The sequence below is a fragment of the Mesorhizobium sp. M1403 genome (genome assembly GCF_040317695.1).
In the GTDB taxonomy this organism is placed as follows: domain Bacteria; phylum Pseudomonadota; class Alphaproteobacteria; order Rhizobiales; family Rhizobiaceae; genus Mesorhizobium.
This window is the reverse complement of the sequence record NZ_JAMYKY010000007.1, coordinates 62,072-83,150: the sequence shown is the minus strand read 5'-3', so window position 1 is coordinate 83,150 and position 21,079 is coordinate 62,072. Positions and strand designations below refer to the sequence as shown.

Annotated in this window: 22 protein-coding genes and 2 tRNA genes; 10 read left to right on the top strand and 14 right to left on the bottom strand. The window is 62.9% G+C overall.

Annotated features, from left to right (window positions below):
- Positions 1-92 precede the first annotated feature (92 nt).
- A complete protein-coding gene (locus NKH01_RS14605; protein ID WP_023719753.1) occupies positions 93-617 on the top strand; it encodes a DUF4142 domain-containing protein in 525 nt (174 codons plus the stop codon).
- A gap of 14 nt (positions 618-631) precedes the next feature.
- Complete coding sequence (locus NKH01_RS14600) at positions 632-943, top strand: cupredoxin domain-containing protein (RefSeq protein ID WP_353020739.1); 312 nt, start codon at positions 632-634, stop codon at positions 941-943.
- Positions 944-1,051: 108 nt separating this feature from the next.
- Here NKH01_RS14600 and NKH01_RS14595 read toward each other — a convergent pair whose 3' ends face one another.
- The 3 genes from NKH01_RS14595 to NKH01_RS14585 all read right to left on the bottom strand — a co-directional run bounded on the left by NKH01_RS14595 (position 1,052) and on the right by NKH01_RS14585 (position 2,770).
- A complete protein-coding gene (locus NKH01_RS14595) occupies positions 1,052-2,272 on the bottom strand; it encodes an anion transporter (RefSeq protein WP_353020737.1) in 1,221 nt (406 codons plus the stop codon).
- Positions 2,273-2,332: 60 nt separating this feature from the next.
- A tRNA-Arg gene (locus NKH01_RS14590) sits at positions 2,333-2,409 on the bottom strand.
- 55 nt (positions 2,410-2,464) lie between these two features.
- The gene (locus tag NKH01_RS14585; protein WP_023677641.1) at positions 2,465-2,770 is read right to left on the bottom strand and encodes an ETC complex I subunit; all 306 of its coding nucleotides are present in this window, start codon (positions 2,768-2,770) and stop codon (positions 2,465-2,467) included.
- Positions 2,771-2,930: 160 nt separating this feature from the next.
- Here NKH01_RS14585 and NKH01_RS14580 point away from each other — a divergent pair.
- Positions 2,931-3,007, top strand: a tRNA-Pro gene (locus NKH01_RS14580).
- A 124-nt stretch (positions 3,008-3,131) separates the two neighbouring features.
- Here NKH01_RS14580 and NKH01_RS14575 read toward each other — a convergent pair.
- Positions 3,132-3,959, bottom strand: coding sequence for an alpha/beta fold hydrolase (locus tag NKH01_RS14575; protein WP_353020735.1), 828 nt, complete (start codon positions 3,957-3,959; stop codon positions 3,132-3,134).
- A 131-nt stretch (positions 3,960-4,090) separates the two neighbouring features.
- On the opposite strand from NKH01_RS14575, the gene NKH01_RS14570 reads away from it, so the two are divergent.
- Positions 4,091-5,092 (top strand): GlxA family transcriptional regulator, encoded by a 1,002-nt coding sequence (locus tag NKH01_RS14570; RefSeq protein ID WP_023719757.1) that lies wholly within the window; start codon positions 4,091-4,093, stop codon positions 5,090-5,092.
- A gap of 206 nt (positions 5,093-5,298) precedes the next feature.
- Here NKH01_RS14570 and hdaA read toward each other — a convergent pair whose 3' ends face one another.
- From hdaA to NKH01_RS14555, 3 genes are read right to left on the bottom strand one after another with little or no spacing between them, the layout of a single operon-like run.
- The gene (gene hdaA, locus NKH01_RS14565) at positions 5,299-6,003 is read right to left on the bottom strand and encodes a DnaA regulatory inactivator HdaA (protein ID WP_353020733.1); all 705 of its coding nucleotides are present in this window, start codon (positions 6,001-6,003) and stop codon (positions 5,299-5,301) included.
- A 5-nt stretch (positions 6,004-6,008) separates the two neighbouring features.
- A complete protein-coding gene (locus NKH01_RS14560) occupies positions 6,009-7,235 on the bottom strand; it encodes an AI-2E family transporter (RefSeq protein WP_352481773.1) in 1,227 nt (408 codons plus the stop codon).
- The gene (locus tag NKH01_RS14555; RefSeq protein WP_023719760.1) at positions 7,207-7,764 is read right to left on the bottom strand and encodes a CDP-alcohol phosphatidyltransferase family protein; all 558 of its coding nucleotides are present in this window, start codon (positions 7,762-7,764) and stop codon (positions 7,207-7,209) included. Before NKH01_RS14555 ends, NKH01_RS14560 begins: the two co-directional genes overlap by 29 nt.
- 201 nt (positions 7,765-7,965) lie before the next feature.
- Between NKH01_RS14555 and NKH01_RS14550 the strand changes: the two genes are divergently transcribed.
- The 5 genes from NKH01_RS14550 to NKH01_RS14530 all read left to right on the top strand — a co-directional run bounded on the left by NKH01_RS14550 (position 7,966) and on the right by NKH01_RS14530 (position 11,417).
- The gene (locus NKH01_RS14550; RefSeq protein ID WP_353020730.1) at positions 7,966-8,598 is read left to right on the top strand and encodes a hypothetical protein; all 633 of its coding nucleotides are present in this window, start codon (positions 7,966-7,968) and stop codon (positions 8,596-8,598) included.
- Between the two features lie 142 nt (positions 8,599-8,740).
- Complete coding sequence (gene purM / locus NKH01_RS14545) at positions 8,741-9,805, top strand: phosphoribosylformylglycinamidine cyclo-ligase (RefSeq protein ID WP_023719763.1); 1,065 nt, start codon at positions 8,741-8,743, stop codon at positions 9,803-9,805.
- Positions 9,802-10,509 (top strand): phosphoribosylglycinamide formyltransferase, encoded by a 708-nt coding sequence (purN, locus tag NKH01_RS14540; protein ID WP_023719764.1) that lies wholly within the window; start codon positions 9,802-9,804, stop codon positions 10,507-10,509. The genes purM and purN overlap by 4 nt, the downstream gene beginning before the upstream one ends.
- Positions 10,510-10,559: 50 nt before the next feature.
- A complete protein-coding gene (locus NKH01_RS14535) occupies positions 10,560-10,892 on the top strand; it encodes a hypothetical protein (protein WP_352481778.1) in 333 nt (110 codons plus the stop codon).
- Positions 10,893-10,901: 9 nt separating this feature from the next.
- Positions 10,902-11,417 (top strand): SixA phosphatase family protein, encoded by a 516-nt coding sequence (locus NKH01_RS14530; protein WP_023719766.1) that lies wholly within the window; start codon positions 10,902-10,904, stop codon positions 11,415-11,417.
- A gap of 114 nt (positions 11,418-11,531) precedes the next feature.
- On the opposite strand, the gene NKH01_RS14525 is transcribed toward NKH01_RS14530, so the two are convergent.
- The 7 genes from NKH01_RS14525 to NKH01_RS14495 form a co-directional block, all read right to left on the bottom strand.
- The gene (locus NKH01_RS14525) at positions 11,532-11,804 is read right to left on the bottom strand and encodes a DUF680 domain-containing protein (protein WP_353020726.1); all 273 of its coding nucleotides are present in this window, start codon (positions 11,802-11,804) and stop codon (positions 11,532-11,534) included.
- 270 nt (positions 11,805-12,074) lie between these two features.
- Positions 12,075-12,308 carry a DUF680 domain-containing protein gene (locus NKH01_RS14520; protein ID WP_254820269.1) on the bottom strand — a complete coding sequence of 78 codons (234 nt, stop codon included), beginning with the start codon at positions 12,306-12,308 and terminating at the stop codon, positions 12,075-12,077.
- A gap of 381 nt (positions 12,309-12,689) precedes the next feature.
- Positions 12,690-14,912 carry a cation:proton antiporter domain-containing protein gene (locus NKH01_RS14515; RefSeq protein WP_502912629.1) on the bottom strand — a complete coding sequence of 741 codons (2,223 nt, stop codon included), beginning with the start codon at positions 14,910-14,912 and terminating at the stop codon, positions 12,690-12,692.
- A gap of 170 nt (positions 14,913-15,082) precedes the next feature.
- Entirely contained in the window at positions 15,083-15,781 is a 699-nt protein-coding gene (locus NKH01_RS14510) for a DUF2270 domain-containing protein (protein WP_353020721.1), read from the bottom strand.
- A 57-nt stretch (positions 15,782-15,838) separates the two neighbouring features.
- Positions 15,839-17,947 (bottom strand): molybdopterin-containing oxidoreductase family protein, encoded by a 2,109-nt coding sequence (locus tag NKH01_RS14505; protein ID WP_352791881.1) that lies wholly within the window; start codon positions 17,945-17,947, stop codon positions 15,839-15,841.
- Positions 17,948-18,191: 244 nt separating this feature from the next.
- A complete protein-coding gene (locus tag NKH01_RS14500) occupies positions 18,192-20,069 on the bottom strand; it encodes an ABC-F family ATP-binding cassette domain-containing protein (protein ID WP_353020718.1) in 1,878 nt (625 codons plus the stop codon).
- A gap of 454 nt (positions 20,070-20,523) precedes the next feature.
- Positions 20,524-20,703, bottom strand: coding sequence for a membrane lipoprotein lipid attachment site-containing protein (locus NKH01_RS14495; protein ID WP_023719775.1), 180 nt, complete (start codon positions 20,701-20,703; stop codon positions 20,524-20,526).
- A gap of 132 nt (positions 20,704-20,835) precedes the next feature.
- On the opposite strand from NKH01_RS14495, the gene NKH01_RS14490 reads away from it, so the two are divergent.
- Positions 20,836-21,009, top strand: coding sequence for a hypothetical protein (locus tag NKH01_RS14490; RefSeq protein ID WP_023719776.1), 174 nt, complete (start codon positions 20,836-20,838; stop codon positions 21,007-21,009).
- Positions 21,010-21,079 lie beyond the last annotated feature (70 nt).

Here is a 21,079-nt window from a genome sequence, read left to right as displayed (position 1 = left end):
TTCGCGGGAACGTTTTCCGGCGACCTGCATCCAATGAGCATCACTGAAAACGAAGCCCGATGCAGCTCGGCGTCGGGGCGAAGGAGAGCATCATGTTTATTCGATCGACCACGGCACTGGCCGCATTTTTCCTGCTTAGCGCAGCGCCCTTGTCGCAAGCTGCCGACAAGCCGACCGATCCGCAGATCGCACATATCGCCTACACAGCGGGCGTGCTTGACGTCGAGGCGGCCAAGCAGGCGCTGCAGAAATCGAAAAACAAAGAGGTCGTAGATTTCGCCAAGGACATGGTGCGGGATCACGAGGCCGTCAACAAACAGGCTCTCGACCTGGTCAAGAAGCTCAAGGTCACGCCTGAGGACAATCCGACCAGCAAAGCGCTGACCAAGGCGGCGGCCGAGGAACGTGCCAAGCTTGCCAAGCTCAAGGGCGCGGCGTTCGACAAGGCCTATGTCGCCAGCGAGGTGGCCTACCACAAGCAGGTCAATGGCGCGCTCGAAACTCTGCTGATCCCGTCGGCCGGCAATGCCGAGCTGAAGAGCCTGCTGGAAACCGGCCTGAAAATATTCCAGGGCCACGAACAGCACGCCGAACACGTCGCCGGTATGCTGAAGTGAGGATTGGGCCAACGATGTCGAGGCGGCATCTGTGGATTGCGCTGGCGCTGGCCATGGGTGCAGCGCCGGCCAAGGCCGAAACCATTGAGGTGACGATCGACAAGCTTGTGTTTTCGCCGGCAAAGATCGAGGCGAAGGTCGGCGATACGATCAAGTGGGTGAACAAGGACGTGTTCGCCCACACGACAACCGTCAACGGCGGCTGGGAAGTGATGATCCCGCCGAAGCAGGCAGCAAGCCTGATGGTGAAGAAGGCCGAATCGGTCGATTATTTCTGTCGCTTCCATCCCAATATGAAGGGCCATGTGACGGTGACATCGCCCTGACTGGCTAATGCCTGTCGCGCAAAAGTGTGCAGCGGTTTTGCGATAACGACATGCATAAAACAAGAGCCTAAAGCGCGTCGCATGAGGCCGGTCGAACGCGACGTGCTTTTAGGCCGCCAGCCATGCCGTCCCGACAAGAAGCGTGACCAGCGTCAACGGCAGGCCAACCTTGAAGAAGGCGATGAAGCCCAGCGGCTTGCCGGAGACCCGCGCGTGCTCGGCAACGATCAGATTGGCGACCGAGCCGAGCAGCGTGAAATTGCCGGCCAGCGTCGAGCTCATGGCGACGACCAGCCAGGCCCGCTCAGGGTCTTCCAGGCCAGGTATGAACGGCCGCAGCGCCAGCACGGCCGGAACGTTGCTCATGATGTTGGACAGCACTGCGGTGAAGCCGGACAGCCGCCATACATCATTCAGCCCAAGGTCCTTTGCCGAAGCGACGATGTCGGGCGTCAGCAATGTCCTTTCGGCACCGGCGACGACGATGAACAGCCCGGCGAACATGAACAGCAGCGGCCCGTCGATCTCGCGATAGATGCGCTCAGGCTTGATGGCGCGGGTCAGCAACAGAATCGCACCGCCAATCAGCGCCGCCTTGGCTACGGGAACGCCGGCAAAGAAAGCGACCGCCAAACCGATACAGACGGCCACCGCCTTCAGCACCTGCCCCGGCAGCATGCGGCCGCGATAGACTTCGGGGCTGAGCTCGGCCTTGCGCGAGAATTCGGCGCGGTAGACGATGCGGATGATGACGATGACGGCGACGAGGCCGAACGCCGCGACCGGCGCAAGCGCCGCCGAGAAGGCCGGATAGGAAATCCCCGACAGGGCGCCAATGACCATGTTCTGCGGATTGCCGGTTATGGTGGCGACACTGCCGCAATTGGATGCGGTTGCCGTGGCGATCAGATAGGGAACCGGGTTGCGGTTGATGACGCGGGTGACGTGGACGACAATCGGCGCCATGACCAGGCAGATGGCGTCGTTGACCAGGAACGCCGATAGGACGCCGGTCAACAGCGTCACCATCACCAGCAGCATGAATGGCGCATGCGCATGCTCAATGGCGAACCCACCGAGCGCGCGAAAGGCGCCGGACACTTTCAGATGCGCCACGACGATCATCATGCCGAGCAAAAGCGTGATGGTGTCGAAGCTGATGGCGCGGTAGGCGTCTTCCATGCTGAGCGCGCCGATGGCGATCATCGCCGCACCGCCGAGCAGCGCGATGCCTGCCCGATCGAGGCGTAGCCCGGGTATCCTGCCGACGGCGACGCCGGCATAGGTCAGGACAAGGATCAGCAGTGCCGCCGCGCCCATCGCTGTCATGTTTCGGAAATCCTGTTCGCGACTGGCGAGTGAACCTGTCCGGAATGGACCTGAATTGTTTGGCGATCCCGACAGGATTCGAACCTGTGACCATCGGCTTAGAAGGCCGGTGCTCTATCCAGCTGAGCTACGGGACCGCTGGCCGGCCGCACGACCGGCTGATTGTTGGGCGCCGGCAGGGCCGGCATAGGATCAATGCGTCCAGGGCGTCCTGCGGTCATAGCGGAAATTCTCCGCATAGGAAATCTGGCGGCGCTTGATTTCCTTCGGCTCCTCGACGCGGAAAGCCAGCCCTTCCTTCTCGGCATAGGCGACCGCCTCTTCCCTGGTGTCGAAGGTCAGCCTGATCTGGCTTCGCATGTCGCCGGACGTGGTGTAGCCCATCAGCGGATCGATCTTCTTGCGCTGCTCCGGATCGAATTCCAGCACCCAATAGCCGGTCTTGGCCTTGCCGGACTGCATCGCGGTTTTGGCTGGGCTGAAAATGCGGGCTGACATGACCACCTCATTGCTGGTTGCAAGCACACGACCTCGAAACCAGATTACTATTCTCTGGCCATGCACTAGCCCGTCATTACTGCGCAATGGCGCCGGCAGCAAGGCCGATGGCTTTTTACGCTTGCTTTGGCGGGCCGAAATCAATAGGCAACAGACCGTTCGGAGTGTAGCGCAGCCTGGTAGCGCATCTGGTTTGGGACCAGAGGGTCGGGAGTTCGAATCTCTCCACTCCGACCATTCATCAAGCGAATCTCGTCGGCAGCGCAAGCGGATCACGCTCGAGCGTGTCTGCCGTCGCCGGTGATGCTTAAGCGACGGACGGACAGCACGAGCCTGCGCTGCCCGTCCGATATGCAAGCCGTCAGCCCTGGATGAAGGCCAGCAGATCCGGATTGATGATCTCCGGATGGGTGGTGCACATGCCGTGCGGCAGGCCTTTGTAGACTTTGAGCGTGCCATGCTTCACCAGCTTGATCGCAAGCAGCGCGGAATCGGCGATCGGCACGATCTGGTCGTCGTCGCCATGCATGATAAGGACGGGCACGTCGAGCTTCCTTAGATCGTCGGTGAAGTCGGTCTCGGAAAAGGCCTTGATGCAGTCGTGATGGGCCTTGGCCCCACCCATCATGCCTTGGCGCCACCAATTATCGACGGCGCCTTGCGAGACCTTGGCGCCCTCGCGGTTGAAGCCATAAAACGGGCCGGCCGGCACATCCCTGTAGAACTGGGCGCGGTTGGCGGCCAGGGCGGCACGAAAACCGTCGAAGACTTCGATCGGCAAGCCGCCGGGGTTGCTGTCGGTCTTGACCATAATCGGCGGCACGGCGCCGATCAGCACCGCCTTGGCAACACGGCCGCCGCTGCCATAAAGCGCGACGTAACGCGCCACCTCGCCGCCACCGGTCGAGTGGCCGATGTGGATCGCATCCCTGAGATCGAGATGCGCCGCCAGCGCCGCGACGTCGGCAGCGTAGGTATCCATGTCGTTGCCGGTCGCGGTCTGCGACGAGCGGCCGTGCCCGCGGCGGTCATGGGCGATGACGCGGTAGCCCTTTTCGAGGAAGAACAGCATCTGGTTGTCCCAGTCGTCTGAGCTCAGCGGCCAGCCGTGATGGAACACGATCGGCTGGCCCTTGCCCCAATCCTTGTAGAAAACCTCGGTGCCGTCATGGGTGGTGAATGTGCTCATCGTCCTACTCCTTGATGGAAAAGTTGGCGGGTAACAGGGAAGCTTTTAGCCCCCTTCAGCTGGACAAATTATAACAGTGCGGTCAGGGTGAGCATTGGCAAAACGGACATTCAACGTGGCAAAACTGACAAATGACGGCTGCGCGTGATCTGATCGAAATCGGCCTTGTCTTGTATCCCGGCGTGCAGGAAGCAGCCGTGCTCGGCCTGACCGATCTTTTCATGCTGGCAAACCGGCTGGCTGTCGAGCGATCGCCGGAGGCGGCGACGCTTCGCGTCAGCCATTGGCGGCTGCAGGAGGCGAGCCCAACGGTTATCCGCACCTTCGACAGCGGGTCCGGTGCTGGCCATGGACCTGCCATGGTCATCTTGCCCCCGACCCTAGGTGATCCGATTCCGCGCGAGGCGGCAGCACCCTATGCCGGCTGGCTCAGGGACCGCCACATGGCAGGGGCGACGCTCGGTTCGGTCTGCGCCGGCGCCTTCGTGCTTGCCGAGACCGGCCTGTTGTCCGGCCGTGCGGCGACGACGCACTGGGCCTATCGCGACGCGCTGGCGCTACGCTTTCCAGACATCCTGCTCGACGCCGACAGGCTGGTCATCGACGATGGCGATATCATCACCGCCGGCGGCTACATGGCCTGGACCGACCTTGGCCTCAAGCTGGTGGACAGGGTGCTCGGGTCAGCCGTCATGATGGACACGGCCCGTTTCATGCTGGTCGATCCGCCGGGCCGCGAGCAACGTTTTTACAGCCCGTTTGCGCCGCGACTGACCCATGGCGACGAAGCGATCCTCAAGGTGCAGCACTGGCTGCAGGCGAACGGCGCGCGTGACGTGACGCTTGGCGCCATGGCAGAGCATGCCGGACTGGAGGAGCGGACTTTCCTACGCAGGTTCCGCAACGCCACCGGCCTCAAGCCGACCGAATATTGTCAGCACCTGCGCGTCGGCAAGGCGCGCGAGATGCTGGAAACCACGATGCGATCGATCGACCAGATCGCCTGGGAGGTCGGCTATGACGATCCCGGCTCGTTCCGCAAAGTATTCGCCAGGATAACCGGATTGGTGCCCGGCGACTATCGCAAGCGCTTTGGCACGGAACGAGCTGTGATTGTGGGTGGAGAGAGCTGAGGCCCGGCCGCCGCGCAATGGCGCTATCGATTCGATGCTGCCAAAGGCAAGCTCGCCGGGAAGAGAACCCCAACCACCCCATCTCCCGGCGAGCCTACTTACCTGATTGATACGCAATCAGGACCGGGATCAGCCGGCAAGCTCCTTGCTGCAAGACGGATGCCAGCTTTTGTTCCCGAAATGGGACAGTGGCTGAACTGGAATCGTCAAATCTCGAACTCGCCCTGCCCTTCGTCCATGGCGCTGACTGTCTCGGCGGCGAGCGCCCGCGTTATCGGCGTCTTGCGCTCGAGCGCGGTGCGGTCGAGCCGTTCGACCACCCGCATGGCGGTGGCCAGCGAGCGTTCGATGCGGCGCACCAGGTATTGCACGACATGCGGCTCGACCTCGACCTGGCGGTCGGCGAACAGTTTTGTGATGACGCCGGCCAGCAAGAGATCGTCGGGCTCGTGGATCTCGACGGTAGCCGCCGCCTTGAGCCGCGACGCCAGGTCGGGCAGCCTGACGCCCCAGGCGGAGGGAAAGCGGCGCGCCGTCAACAGTAAGGTCGAGCCGGCGCCGCGCACCGCATTGATCAGGTGGAACAGGCCGTGCTCGTCGACCGGGCCGGCGTCGACATCGTCGATCAGGGCCGGATGCGCGCCGAGATTTTCGATACAGTCGCCGATGCGGGCGGCCTCCACTTTCACCGCGTCCGCGCGGGTCCGCCAGATCGAGGCCAGATGGGTTTTTCCCGAGCCGGCCGGCCCAGCCAGCACGACAACCGGCGACGGCCAGTCCGGCCAGCGGTCGACAAGCGCCGCTGCCTGGCTGTTGGTGGCGGAGACGACGAGCTCGTCACGCGAATAGCCGGTGTCGTGGCCTAGATCGAGCGGCAATTGGCGCGGCGGATCGATCTTGTTGTCCGGCATCTGGCTCAACCGCGCGCGCCCCCGCGGCGCCGTACCGGCAGCGGCGGCACCGGCTCGTCGGCGTGACCCTTGTAGAGCGGCGATTCGAGATAGCGCGCGATGGCGAAACGCACCAGAACGGCAACGGCGGCGGAAGCCGGAACGGCGATCAGCAGGCCGACGAAGCCGAACAGCGCGCCGAAGGCAAACAGCGCAAACATCAGCCATACCGGATGCAGGCCGACGCTTTTGCCGACTAACCGCGGCTGCAGGATGTTGCCCTCGATGAACTGGCCGACGAAGAACACGCCTGCCACTGCCGCGATCATGGTCCAGTCCGGCCAGAACTGGACGAAGGCAACGCCGACAGCCAGCACCAGCCCGGTCAGCGAGCCGACATAGGGGATGAACGAGATCAGCCCGGCGAACAGGCCGATGAGGATGCCGAAATTCAGGCCCGTCAGCGTCAGGCCGGTGGCATACATGGCGCCGAGCACCAGGCAGAGCGTACCCTGGCCGCGCACGAAGCCGGCGGTCGCGGTGTTGATGTCCCTGGCGATCGCCCGGACCGTCTTGACATAGTCGCGCGGCACCCAGCCGTCGACGATTGCCACCATGCGGTCCCAGTCGAGCAGCATGTAGAAGGCGACGACCGGCGTCACCACGAACAGGCTGACAACCGAGACCAGCGCCACGCCGGAGCTCCAGATCGAGGTGAAGACCGTAGTCAGGAGACCGAAGCCGGAGGTCAGCAGCGAGTTCAGCCCTTCGCGCAGGCCATTGGCGTCGACGCCGAATTTCTCTTCCAGCCATTTCGGGTCGAAACTGGTGATCAGGCTCTGCAGCCGGGTCAGATAGTCCGGCAGCTTGCTGGCGAAATCAGCCATCTGCGAGGCGAGCACCGGAACCAGGATGACGACGGCCAGCACCAGGACGACGATAAAGGCGATGAGGATGACCACCGTCGCCATCAGCCTGGACAGGCCGAGCCGCTCCAGCCGGTCAGCGACAGGGTCGAGGAAATAGGCGAGCACCATGCCGGCGACGAAGGGCAGAAGGATGCCGCTGAAGACATAGAGGAAGACGGCGAGGATGATGGCGCTGACCAGCCAGAAGCGGATCTGGCGGCGAAACGACGCCGATGCCGCAGCCTCCGCTGCCGCGGCTTCGGCCTCGGCGTCGATCGACCGTTCGTCGGGTGCCTGGTGTTCAGGTGCCCCGCGTTCAGGTGCCGGGTGTGGAGCCTTCGCCATAGCCGCTCATATGCCTCAGCCAAGCCACGAGATAGGCCGCGGCCGAAGCCACGGTCAAGACCCCGGACAGCAATATGAGGGCCGGCCTCAGCGGATCGAGACGGATGTCAAAGGCGAGTTCGCCCAACACCACTGCCGCCAGCACGATCTGGATCGCGGTGTTGGCCTTCGACACCAGGAGCGGCTTCATCTCGACGGGATGCGCCATGACGGTGGATAAAAGCACGGCGCAGACGATCAGCGCGTCGCGCGACACCATGGTGATGACCAGCCATAGCGGCAACTCGCCGCTGATGCCCATGACCACGAAGACGGAGACCAGCAGCAGCTTGTCGGCCATCGGGTCGAGGTAGGCGCCGAGCCTGGAAAACTGATTGAAATGGCGGGCAATGAAGCCGTCGACGCCGTCGGAAATGCCGGCAATGAGGAAGCCGGCAAAGGCCCAGTCCCAGCGTTCCTGCAGCATGGCCAGCACCACGGCCGGCACCAGCACGAAGCGCATGATCGTGATCATGTTGGGGATGGTCAAACGCATTATCCCGTCGCTCTTGTTTGTCGATACATGATGGAGATGGATGGTCACGGCAAGTGAGAAGCGACAAAAGTTGGGCCGTGCAGGGGTTTGTCGAGAGCGCACTGGCCGCGAAGCTATTTTGGAACAAGCGGCGCAGCGGCTGGACTCTTCGGCAACCATCAAGGCACCATGGCGCAACAAAGAGGGAGTGGAACCTTGTCTTTGGCCGTTGGCGAAGCGCGTAAGTATCTCGATACGTTCATGACGGGACATGGCTTTCGCCGCATCCGGAAAGGCGTCTTCGAAGTCGACCGGAGCGACGATATCAGCCTGATTCTCGAAGAGGCCTTTACTGCAAGCTCTGGCGATGTTCATGTGAACATGCTCGTTTACCTGGACTTTCTTACCGTCAGGCCGTTGCTTGAAAGGCTGTACGGCAAAAAATGGATCTGGCCCGGACTGTCGCAGTTTCATCCCGAAACGATATTTAACAATGAGCTGAAAGCTTATGCTCGTTACTTCGAGAACCTTGACCAGACGAGCATAGATAGGTTGCTGGGGAAATATGTCGAGCTGGCGCGACGGATCAGGGCTCAGAATCCGGACCTCGCCAGTTACGTCGCCGGACATAGCGAGCTGCTCGACAAACCTTACGAATTCACACAGCCCTTCGCAGTTCGGATCCTCGCGCTGATTGCCTGCGAAATCGAACTTGGGCACTACGAGCGGGTGAGGCAGGCTGTGCACTGGATTCGAACGAACAATAGCGGAATAGCGCTGAGCGGCTACGCCAAGGCACAACTCGACCGCGTCGACATGGTTCTGGCGGAACGAGAGGGGCGTCCATAAGGGCGGCAGTGTCCACTCTTTTGTCGAGCCAAGACCGTCTGATCCCGCCGTCATCCTTGCGAGGTGCGGCCGTTCATGCGAAGAGCCCGCAAGCGAATGAAACCAGCGACAGGCAAGCGCAACAGATGAGCAGGCGCCGGAAATGAGCAAGCGCAAGAACGGGCTCACCTATGCCGAAGCGGGCGTCGACATCGATGCCGGCAATCTCATGGTCGAGAAGATCAAGCCGCTGGTGCGTGCGACCCGCCGGCCGGGCGCCGATGGCGAGATCGGCGGCTTCGGCGGCCTGTTCGACCTAAAGGCCGCCGGGTTCACCGATCCGGTGCTGGTCGCCGCCAATGACGGCGTCGGCACCAAGCTGAAGATCGCCATCGACGCCGGCAAGCACGATACGATCGGCATCGACCTCGTCGCCATGTGCGTCAACGACATCGTCGTGCAGGGCGCCGAACCACTGTTCTTCCTCGACTATTTCGCCACCGGCAAGCTCGATCCCGACCAGGGTGCTTCGATCGTCGGTGGTATCGCCGCCGGCTGCCGGCAGGCCGGCTGCGCGCTGATCGGTGGCGAGACGGCGGAAATGCCGGGCATGTATCACGACAAGGACTACGACCTTGCCGGCTTTGCAGTTGGTGCCGCCGAACGCGGTCAGCTGTTGCCGACCGACGACATCGTCGAGGGCGACGTGCTGCTCGGCCTTGCCTCGTCGGGCCTGCATTCGAACGGCTTTTCGCTGGTCCGCCGCATCGTCGCGATAAGCGGCCTTGGCTGGGGCGATCCGGCGCCGTTCAATGACGAGGCGACACTGGCCGAGGCGCTGCTCGAGCCGACGCGCATCTACGTCAAGTCGATCCTCAAGGCGATCCGCAACACGCATGGCATCAAGGCGCTGGCCCATATCACCGGCGGCGGCTTTCCCGAAAACATCCCGCGCGTTCTGCCCAAGGATTTTTCGGCCGAGCTCGATCTCGGCGCCATCGAGGTGCCACCGGTGTTTTCGTGGCTGGCCAAGACCGGCGGCGTCGCGCCGGAAGAGATGATGCGCACCTTCAATTGCGGCATCGGCATGATCCTGGTCGTCGCCTCCGGTCAGGCGGCGCAGGTCGCCGCCGTTCTGCAGGAGGCCGGCGAGACGGTGACGCCGATCGGCCAGATCGTGCCGCGCCGCGATGCCGGCGTCATCTATCGGGGCTCGATCGGCCTATGACCAGAAAACGCACCGTAGTGCTTATTTCGGGGCGCGGCTCCAACATGACGGCGCTGATCGCGGCCGCCGGCAGCCCGGCCTATCCGGCCGAGATCGTCGGCGTCATCTCCGATCGCGCCAATGCCGCCGGCCTCGGCATCGCCGCGGCTCGCGGCATCGCCACCAAGGTGATTTCGCGCTCCGATTATGCCAGCAAGGAAGCGCATGACGGGGCGATCGATGCGGCCCTCTTGTCGTTCGGCGCCGAAATCGTCGCGCTGGCCGGCTATATGCGCATCCTCGGCGCGCGTTTCGTCGAGAAGTGGCAGGGCCGGATGGTCAATATCCACCCTGCCCTGCTGCCTGCCTTCAAGGGGCTGGATACGCACGCGCGAGCCATCCGCGCAGGCATGCGCATCCATGGCTGCACAGTGCATTTCGTCACGCTCGACATGGATGACGGGCCGATCATCGCCCAGGCCGCAGTGCCGGTGATGGTCGGCGACAATGAGGACACGCTGGCCGCGCGCGTGCTCAAGGCCGAGCACCAGCTCTATCCGCTGGCGCTGGGCCTGGTCGCCGAAGGCAAGGCGCGGATGGAAGGCGGCCGCACGGTGTTTTCGCGCTTCGCCGACGATGCCGACAATGCCACGTCGGTGGTGATCGCGCCCGACCCGCTGCGCGAAGAGACCGATCTCGAGCACCTGGCGCGGATAACGCCGTGAGGGTCCGTAGAAAAAGCCAATAAATCGTCGGGGTCGGCAGAAACAGACCAATGGACGTTTTCGACAGCGCGATCCGCACAAAAGGTGATCTCGCCGGCGTCTTCGAGTATGACGAGGCGGACGATCCGAACAGTGCCACGGCATATTTCTATCTTTGTCGAACCGAGGACGGGCGGGCCGATTCTGTCATCGAAGCAATTCACATTCGATCGGGCGATTGGGCTATCACTGAAGCAGACATTTCGGTCAGATGGGATAAAGATGAACGGCGCGTAGGCCTGTTCATCTTTGGTGTGCTTTGGGCGAGTTTTGATACCGCCATGGGCACAAAGCATGGCGGCGGATATGGGAAAGACTTTCAGCCGGACATCCCTTGGACTTGAATTGAAACCATGATGCAATTGCTGCTCCTGCGTCACGCTAAGTCGAGCTGGGACGATCCTGGCCTCATCGATTTCGACCGGCCGCTGTCCGGGCGCGGGCGGAAAGCAGCGCCGCTGGTCGGGCGCGAACTGACCCGGCGCGGCTGGCTGCCGGAGCTGGCGCTGGTGTCGCCGGCGCTGCGCACCCGCGACACATGGCGGCTGGTTTCGGCGGAATTGCCGGCGAAGGTGCAGGCCAAATTTGCCCAGGCGCTCTACGAGGCAGCGGCGGCGGACATCCTCGCCAAGGTGCGGCAAGTAAAGGCGGAGACCGGAACGCTGCTGGTGCTTGGCCACAATCCCGGGTTGGAGGAGTTCGCGCGCGGGCTTGCCGGGGCTGGATCGGATGAAGCGGCGCTGAAAAAGCTGGCGGAAAAATTCCCGACCGCGGCCCTGGCTCGGTTCGACGTCGATGGCGATTGGGCCGGTCTCACCTTCGGCAGCGCCCGACTGACGCACTGCATTTGGCCGAAGGATCTGCGTTAGGGATTTACCAACAGGCCGGGGGAAAAACCGCCGATCCCTCGACCGACCGAGCTTCGCACAAACAAGAGCGGCGGGCCAAGCCCGCCGTTCTTTGTGCTCCCGGGGTTTGAGGAACTAGCGGCCCCAGTTGCCCCGGCCAGATTGGGGCACTACGGGCTGATCCGTGCCGAACCGGGTCGTCGCCCCGGTGTCGACGGCGTTGTGCTCAGCCGTCAGCGGCTTGCGGATGGAACCGGTAAACCCGCTGTCGATAGCGCCGACAGGCGCATTGCCAACAGGCGCGGCCGGCTGGTTGACGCCGTCCGAACCATAGTGATCGCTGCCGGCAAATGCGCTGCCCGTGGCGATGAGGACGATGGTGGCGACGGTAAGAGCAATCTTGGTCATTTCAGGTACTCCAGTGTACTGGTCATTCGTGAGTTGTCGTTGCTTTCAACGCATTCGAGATGAGAGCGCTGCCCGCGCCGACGGATACGCATCGGCTTTTTCCGACGTGCACGTTGCTGGACGATTTCAGCAACCGAGATTGTGGCTACAGATGAAACCTGCAATTCAAAGCATGGCGTAGGATACGACCGGGCGGGCGAGCCCGTTGATGCGCAAACGCAAGAGAAGCGGGCCAAGCCCGCCGCTCTTTGTGTTGCAGGGCTGTGATAATCAACGGCCCCAGATGCCTTGGCCGGATTCAGGCGCCACCGACTCGGAAGTCGTCTTGGCACCGGTATGCTCGGAAGTAACCGGCTTGCGGATCGAGCCGGTAAACGTGTTGTCGACGTTGGCAGCAGGAGCGGCCGGCTGGTTGACGTTGTCCGAGCCATAGTGGTCGCTGCCGGCAAAAGCAGTGCCGGTGGCAACAAGGATGGCGGCGGCGGTAAGAGCGATCTTGGTCATTTCGGGTACTCCGGTAGTTCTTTGGTCTGTCCGTCAAGTGGCGTGCCTTGGGAGGAATTCGCGTCGCTCGGACCACCCCGAGATGGGTCGGCACACCTGTCGTTTCCAATCACGAAAATTTTGTGCCGGTGCGCCAAATTGGCCGCTTGAAATCCGGCATGTGGCTCCTTTCGCCACAATGTTCTTATTTCTTTTCAAATGGTTATGCCGACACGCGTGATTTTCGGCGCGAACATTTTGTGAGCCGGCGTTCACCCCCTCCTGTACGATCTGTCAACAGAACCGAACCGTTCGGTTCGACTTCTTTTCTTTCGCTTGACTGATCAGCACTTCAGAGCCTCGATCGACATGCCTGCCGACCGATCAATGCGTAGTAAAAAATCACGCTGCCAGCTCAGCGCCAGCGGTGTCATGCTTGGGCCGCGCGCTGGCCAGAAGCACGACGGGGCAGTTGCAGGCGGCTAAAACAGCGCCGGCGGTTTCGCCGAAGAACAGGTCCTCACCCGGACGTTGGGTGACACCCATCACGACGATCGCCGCGCCTTTGGCCGCCTCCCTAGTGATCGCCTTGTCGGGTGTGACGCGGGTATGGAACGCGGTGTCGATATGCAGGCCGTAGCGGCCCGCCAAGTCGGCGATGTCTTTCAGCACGGCCTCTTCGCGGCTATGCGACACGGATGTCGACCTGCGCCCCTTGGCTGCTTTTTGCGAGACGTAGAGAACCTTGATCCGCGCCCGGTTTGGACGGGCCAGCGCCAGCGCCAAGTCGGCGGCGCGACGCGCCACCTGGGTTCCGTTGACGGGGACGAGAATGCTGGTGCCGGCCTTCAGCGTCGGCATCTTTTCGGCAGCATTGCCGCCGTTCAGGACCAAGCAAAGCGGGCCGTCAAATCCTGCGGCAATGTCGTTGAGGGCCGGCGCGAAGGCGCCATCGGCGGTCAGCACATTGTCAAGGCCGACCAGCAACAGGCCGTATCCCTTGCGGGCCTCTTCGGCGATCGTCTCACCGGTGGCTTCCAACTCGGTGCGGGCCGTCAGGTGGACTTTGCCGACAAGCGTATCTTCGATCCGTTTTACCGCCTGGGCGCTTTTTTTTGCACCCTTCTTGATTTCCTGCAGGGCGCGCTCCTGCCCCTTGCTGTCGGCTGGCCTGTCAATTCGGCCGTCTTTCGGCTGAAGCAAGGTGGTGGGCAGGCGAAGCAAGGTGGTGGGCATGCCGCTGCCTCCGCCCACCAGTCCGGCGAGATGGGCAGTGAACTTGCCGATCCTGCTGTCGTCGACCAGCACCAGCAGCCGCTCCAGCCTGGAAATGAAGCCGTATTCGTCCAAGGCCTCGCGCTCGACACGCTGCTGCTCGTCGTGACCGACCGGCAGCCGGCCGAGCGCCCAGCGCAGCATCGGCGGCATGGCCAGCGTGGTGACCACGGCCATGGTGACGATCATGGTGAAGAGATTGTGCGACAGGATGTTCATCGACAGGCCGATGCTGGCGACGATCACCTCGGTCGAGCCGCGCGCGTTCATGGCGCTGCCGACGGCGATTGCTTCCTTGAACGACATGGCGGCGAGCCTGGCGCCGATGAAGGCGCCGCCAAACTTGCCGATGCTGGCGATAACCACCAGAGCGCCCGTCAGCATGGCAAGCGTCGGATCGGCAAGCACTGTGAGGTCGGCGGAAAGCCCCGCCATGCCGAAGAAGATCGGCATGAACAGCGCGGTGATGACGCCGCGCAGCTGGCCTTCGATATGGCTGGAGAGGATGGGCGATTCACCGACAAGAATGCCGGCGACGAACGCACCCAGGACGGTATGCACGCCTATCATATTGGTGATCAGCGCCATCACGCCCATGATGATGAGGATCATGGTGATCACCGCGAACTCGCTGTGGAATTGATCGTTGGTCCAGCGGATCAAGGTGAAGACAAGACGGCGGCCAATGGTGAAGGAGAACACCATGAATAGTGCCACCGCGGCGATGGTGGTCACCAGCGGCGCGAACTGCAGCCTGCCATTGGTGGCGATGCCGAAGGTTACGGCGATGATAAGCCAGCCGATCGTGTCCTCGATGATCGCCGAGGAAATAATCACCTGTCCGAGGTTGCGGCGCATGAAGTTCATCTCGCGCACCACCATGGCGACGATCTTGACCGACGAGATCGACAGCGCGGTGCCCAGGAACAGCCCGGCGACGGTGCGTTGCGTGGCGTCAGACAGCAATGCGCCCGGCAGGAACTGCGCCAGCGCGAAACCGCAGATGAAGGGCACCACGACGCCGGTCGCCGAAATGGAAAAACAGGCCGCGCCAACCCGGCGCACTAGCCGCAGGTCCGTCTCCATGCCGGTCAGCAAAAGCAGCATCAGGATGCCGAGCTGTGAGACGGCGTCAATCATGCCCTTTTGCGCAGGATCGCTGGGAAAGATCAGGTGCTGAGCCGATGGCCATAGCCAGCCGAACAGCGAAGGACCGAGCAGGATGCCGCCGATCAGTTGGCCCATGATTGCCGGCTGGCCATAGCGCTGCAGCACTTCGCCCAGGCCGCGCCCGACAAGCAGCAGCAGGACGATCTCGGCAACGAAAGCGCCTTCGCCCGAACCGCCCATTCCCGAAGCCTTGGTTCCGGCAACAAGCGTCTCCGCCGCCCGGGCCGCTCCTGCGGGGACGAATGCACAAACCAACAGCGCCAGGCTGGAACGTGTCGGAGCCTGCCAAGCCATGAAACCCCCATCGCCCAATGCACCTGCCCAACAACGCGCGACAATGAGTTGCGTTGCTAGACGTGGACGTCACCGAAGGAGAGTTCGCCGTCGTCGCTCTCCGTCAGGTAGGCTGCCATCAGCAAGCCGGCATAGAGGACGGCGACCAGCACGACGATGGCGCCACCAGGAACTGGACCCAGCGCAGCACTGGCGACGGCCTCACGCATCGACCCGACGAAGCCGATGCGGACGCCTTCGTTTAAGAGGCTGGGGGTCGACAGTTTGAGGATCCAGGCCAGCAGCAGGATCAGCAGCATGTAGATGTAATTCCGACGCAGACGGCGCGCCAAAGCCACGCGTTGCGAAATCAGGAATTTTGGTGCGCGCAGGCTCTCGCCGACGATCAACAGCCAATCGGACGCGAAATCCGGCTGCGGCGAGAATACCTGTGCGAAATAGTGCCGTTCGAACTGGCGCACGCGAGCCCGATAGAAGTCGAAGAAGCGGTATCGCCGCGCCTCGATCCACAGCAGCAGCAGAACAAGCAGCATGGCAAACAGCAGCACGCCATGGTGAGCGCTGGCTGTCGAAAGCGAGACGGACAGCATCGCCGCGACAACCGTTATCGCCCAATTGCTCGTCCGGTCCAGGCGGTCGCGCCACCCTGCCATGCGCGCAATCTCGGCGCGATGGAAGTGGGACATCGTGGTTACGAGTTCGCCGGGCGAAAGCGTTCGCCCGATGGGGTCCGGCGCCGCCAACGCTTCTGCCATGACCATGCCTCCACCCGCCATGCGAAACGGCCGGAGGAACATATCGTTCCGAACGCTTCAAGTTGCCGGGCGCAGCCAGACCTTGTTGTCGTGGAAGGCGGCGCCGCCATAGGGCGCCGGCGCATCGGCGCCAGTCAGCACATTGATGCCCTCGCCGCGCTCATGGGCGCTGTTCGGCCAGATGCCTTCGGCGATGACCACGCCGCGCTTGATGCCGTCGAACAGTTTTGCGTGCAGCACCACTTCGCCACGCTGGTTGCCGACTTCGATGCGGCCGCCGTCGGCGACGCCGAGTGCCGCCGCATCATCGGGATGCAAGAGCAGCTCCGGCCGGCGCTCTTTTGCCTGCGACACCGGCGTTTCGGTGAAGGTCGAATTGAGGAAATTGCGCGCCGGCGAGGTGGTCAGCCGGAACGGGTGCGCCTCGTCCGCCACCTCGATCAGATCGACATGGTCGGGGAATTCCGGCAGGCTCGCCACCGGCCCGAACAGGCCCATGCTTTTCGGTGGCCGATTGGGCGACGCCTGGCCCGTCCAGTCGGCGCGAAAATGAAACTTCTTGTCGGCATGGCCGAAGCCGTCGAGGTAATGCGCGGCATCGAAATCCGGCTGCAAATCGACCCATTTCTGCTCTTTCAGGCTCGAAAAGCTGCCCAGCCCGCGCTTGCCCAGAATGACGTCGATATGCTGCTGCTCGGTCATGCCGAAGCCCGGGCGATCGGCGACACCGAGTCTTTTGCCGAGTTCCTCGATGACGAAATGGTTGGTGCGCGGACCTTCCGGCGGGTCGATCAGCTTCGGCCCGAGCGTGATGTGCTGGTTGCCGCCGCCCTTGTAGACGTCGTCATGCTCGAGAAACATCGTCGCCGGCAGCACCACATCGGCGAGCTTGGCGGTGTCGGTCATGAACTGCTCGTGCACGCAGGAGAACAGATCGTCGCGCAAAAAACCCTGCTTCACCAGCCGCTGCTCCGGCGCGACATTGACCGGATTGGTGTTCTGGATCAGCAGCGCCGTCACCGGCGGGCCGCCATAGAGCGCATCCTCAGCCCCGGTCAGCACCGGGCCGATGCGCGAATGGTCGAGATGACGGATCGCGGGGTCGCGCATCCGCGTGCCTTCGAGCAGTTCCTGATTGAGCTTGAAGATGCCCGAATTGGTATGGAAGGCGCCGCCGCCTTCATATTGCCAGCAGCCGGTGACCGCGGCGATCGAGGCTGCGGCGTGCATGTTGACCGAACCGTTGCGCTGGCGCGAAAACCCGTAGCCGAGGCGGAAGTAGGTCTTGTTCGTCGTGCCGACGAGACGGGCGAAGGTCTCGATTTCGTCGACAGAAAGCCCGGTGATATCAGCGGCCCATTGCGGCGTCCTCGTTTGAAGATGCGCTTCCAGACCATGCGGGTCGTCGGTGTATTTTTCCAAATAAGCGCGGTCGGCCATGCCGTCACGGAACAGCACGTGCATCACCGCGCAGGCCAGCGCGCCGTCGGTGCCGGGCTTCAGCACTAGGCCGAGATCGGCCTGCTTCATCGTCGCGTTCTCGTAAACATCGATGACGACGATCTTGGCTGCGCGTTCCTTGCGCGCCTTGATGGCGTGGGTCATGACGTTGACCTGCGTGACCACGGCGTTGGTGCCCCAGATCACCACGCAGTCGGATTTGCCCATCTCGCGCGGATCGGGGCCGCGCAGTGCGCCTGCCCCCATCATCCAGCCGGTCCAGGCCAGATTGGTGCAGATCGAACCGAAGAAGCCGGAGTATTTCTTGGCATGCCTGAGCCGCTCGATGCCGTCGCGCTGCACCAGACCCATCGTGCCGGCATAGTAATAGGGCCAGACCGTCTCCGAGCCGAATTTTGCCTCCGCCGCGATGAACTTTTCGGCGACAAGGTCGAGTGCGGCCTCCCAGCTCGCTTCCTTCCAGGCGCCCTCGCCCTTGGCGCCCGCCCGGATCAGCGGTTTCAGCAGGCGGTCGGGATGATGGACGCGGTCGGCGTAGCGGGCGACCTTGGCGCAGATGACGCCGGCCGTGTAGCTGTTGGCCTTGGCGCCATGGACGCGGCCGATACGCCTGGCGTCAAGCAACTCGACCTCGAGCGCGCAGGTTGAGGGACAATCATGCGGACAGGCCGAATGGCCGATTTTGAGCTTGGCGTGCTGATTCATGGGAGCAAACTAGCCGGTTGTGATAGCGGCGTGTAGGGCCAGTTACACGCCATCAATGCGCTTGAACAAGGCGTTGTAGGCACCGCATTTCGGGCAATGTATGTGGCGCTCGACATGCGATGATCCGGCTCCGGCGTCGATGACCAGCAGATTGCCGTCTCCACACTCAGGACATTTTACGACAGCTCCGGAATTGACGGCCAAAACCTTGGCAGCTTCGATCCACAGTTTTGCCGACGTCGTCCTACTCCGCCGTGCCTTCCTCGTACTCCGCCGACATCGACAGCCATTTCTCCTCGTGGCCGGCCAGCTGTTGCGCGAGTTGTGAGCGTTCCTTGGCCAGCCTTGTCGCGGTCGAGGGGTCCTTTTCGTAGACGGCCGGATTGGCGAGTTCGTCCTCGATCAGGTCGATGCGCTTGCGGAGGCGGTCCATCAGCGCTTCGGTGGCGCGGATTTCCTTGGCCAGCGGCTCGAAAGCGGCGCGGCGCGCGGCTGCATCGCGGCGGCGGTCGGCCTTCGAGGCTTTGTCCGCCTCGCGCTTGCCGCGGCGGTCGCCGGAGACGCCGGTGACCAGCGTCTTGTAGTCCTCGAGGTCGCCGTCATACGGGTTAACCGCGCCCTCCTTGACCAGCCACAGCCGGTCGGCGGTCGCTTCGAGCAGATGGCGGTCGTGCGAGATCAGGATGACGGCGCCGGGAAAATCGTTCAGCGCATGGATCAGCGATTCACGGCTGTCGATGTCGAGATGGTTGGTCGGCTCGTCGAGGATGAACAGGTTCGGCCCCTCGAAGGCCGACAGGCCCATCAGGAGCCGCGCCTTTTCGCCGCCGGACAGGTCTTTGGCGGCGGTGTTCATCTTTTCGGTGGTCAGGCCGAACTGCGCGACGCGGCCGCGCACCTTGGATTCCGGCGCGTCCGGCATCAGCCGGCGGACATGCTCATAGGCGTTTTCGTCGGGCCTGAGGTCGTCGAGCTGGTGCTGGGCGAAGATTGCCACCTTCAGCCCGGGCGCCACGGTCATGCCGCCGGTCTCCGGCTTCAGCCGGCCGGCCAACAGCTTGGCGAAGGTCGACTTGCCGTTGCCGTTGGCGCCGAGCAGCGCGATGCGGTCGTCGGCATCGACGCGCAGCGTCATCTTCTTCAGGATCGGCGCACCCTCGGTATAGCCGACATTGACGTTGTTCAGCGCGATGATCGGCGAGGCCACCGTCTTCACCGGCTCCGGAAAGGTGAACGGCCGAACCGTGTCGTTCACAATCGCGGCGATCGGCTTCATCTTCTCCAGCGCCTTGATGCGCGACTGCGCCTGCCTCGCCTTCGACGCCTTGGCGCGGAAGCGCTCGACGAAGGATTCCATGTGCTTGCGCGCGGCTTCCTGCTTCACGCGGCCCTTCTCCTGCAATTCGCGCTGCTCGGTATATTGGCGCTCGAACTGATCGTAGCCGCCGCGCCAGAACGTCAGCTTCTTCTGGTCGAGATGGACGATCGAATTGACGGCTCGGTTGAGCAGGTCGCGGTCGTGCGAAATCAGCAGCACAGTGTGCGGGTATTTCGACACGTAGTTTTCCAGCCACAGCGTGCCTTCGAGATCGAGATAATTGGTCGGCTCGTCGAGCAGCAGCAGATCGGGCTCGGCAAACAGCACCGCGGCCAGCGCGACGCGCATGCGCCAGCCGCCGGAGAAGGACGAGGCCGGGCGCCGTTGTGCGGCGTCGTCGAAGCCGAGGCCGGCGAGAATGGTGGCGGCGCGTGACTCGGCCGAGTGCGCATCGATATCGGCCAGCCGCATATGGATATCGGCGATGCGGTGCGGATCGGTCGCCGTCTTTTCCTCTTCGAGCAGCGCACTCCGTTCAAGGTCGGCCTTGAGCACGATCTCGATCAGCGGCTCCTCGGTGCCCGGCGCTTCCTGAGCGACCTGGCCGATGCGTGTGTTCTTGGGCAGACTGATCGAGCCGGTCTCGGAGGCGAGGTCGCCGGTGATCGCCTTGAACAAGGTCGTCTTGCCGGTGCCGTTGCGGCCGACAAGGCCAGCCTTGCTGCCGGCCGGCAAGGTCAGCGAGGCATGGTCGAGAAGCAGGCGTCCGGCCATGCGGAGCGAAAGGTCGTTGATGATCAGCATGGCCGCGCTTTTGCACGGGACAACCATGCTTCGCAAGGGCTTGAGCCCCGGTTCGCCGCATAAGGCGCGAAAACCGGCAAGCAGGTGACGTCGACCCCCGCGCACCGCGACTTCCCGCAAAACGCAAAAAGAACCCGCTATCCTGAGGGGGGACAAGGAAAGCGGGTTCTTTCGTGAACGGCGGCCTTGGGAGCGTCCGATCGACACCCAAACACGCAGCAGCCGGGTTTGTTCCATGGGATAGACAAACCATGTGATGAACAAACGCTGGCGTGGCGGCAGGTTTGTCCACAGGGCGTGCCGTTTGTACGCTATCGGACCATGACGCTGCGGAAAGACTCGGCTATTCTTGGATGTGCGGCGGGCCTGATCTCCGCCTGGCCGGCGTCATCAGCTTCCTCCCAAGCGGCGCCGGCCACCCTTTTTTGACCGGCGCCGACGCCATTTGAAGCGGTCATTGTTTCGGCGGCGTGCCGGGCTGATCGCCGCCGGTCGTCGACTTCGGCACCGGATTCTTGTCGACCTGCGGATTCTGCTCGACCGTATCGCCAGGGGCCTTGGTCGGCTGGATGTTGTTGTCGCAACCCGCAACGGTCAGCGCTGCCACAAGCAGCAGGATTGAGCGCTTTTTCATCGCAGTCTCCTCTCGCCCGACAACGAGGCGTCGGCGATTTGGTTGCGCGATCGGTGTCGTTCCCGCATTCGCCGAGCAGTCGGGGAACAAAATGCCGCGTCTCCGGTTGCTCCAGAATCAATGGAGGAAGCCATGATCCGTCTGCTTATCGCCGGGGCAATCGTCTATGTTGCCTATCGCGTCGCCAAGAAAGTGATCGACGAGGTGCCCGACGATTTCGATCCGCTGCTGCTGCCGCCACCAGAAGACGATCGCGAGGCGCTGCGGCGGCAATCGGCAAGGATGGGCGTCGAGCCCGGGCGTTAGTCAACGGGCCTGCCCGCAAGGCTTCTTCGTTCACGAGCCCCATTCCGGCTCCGCAAACCGTTGCGAACAA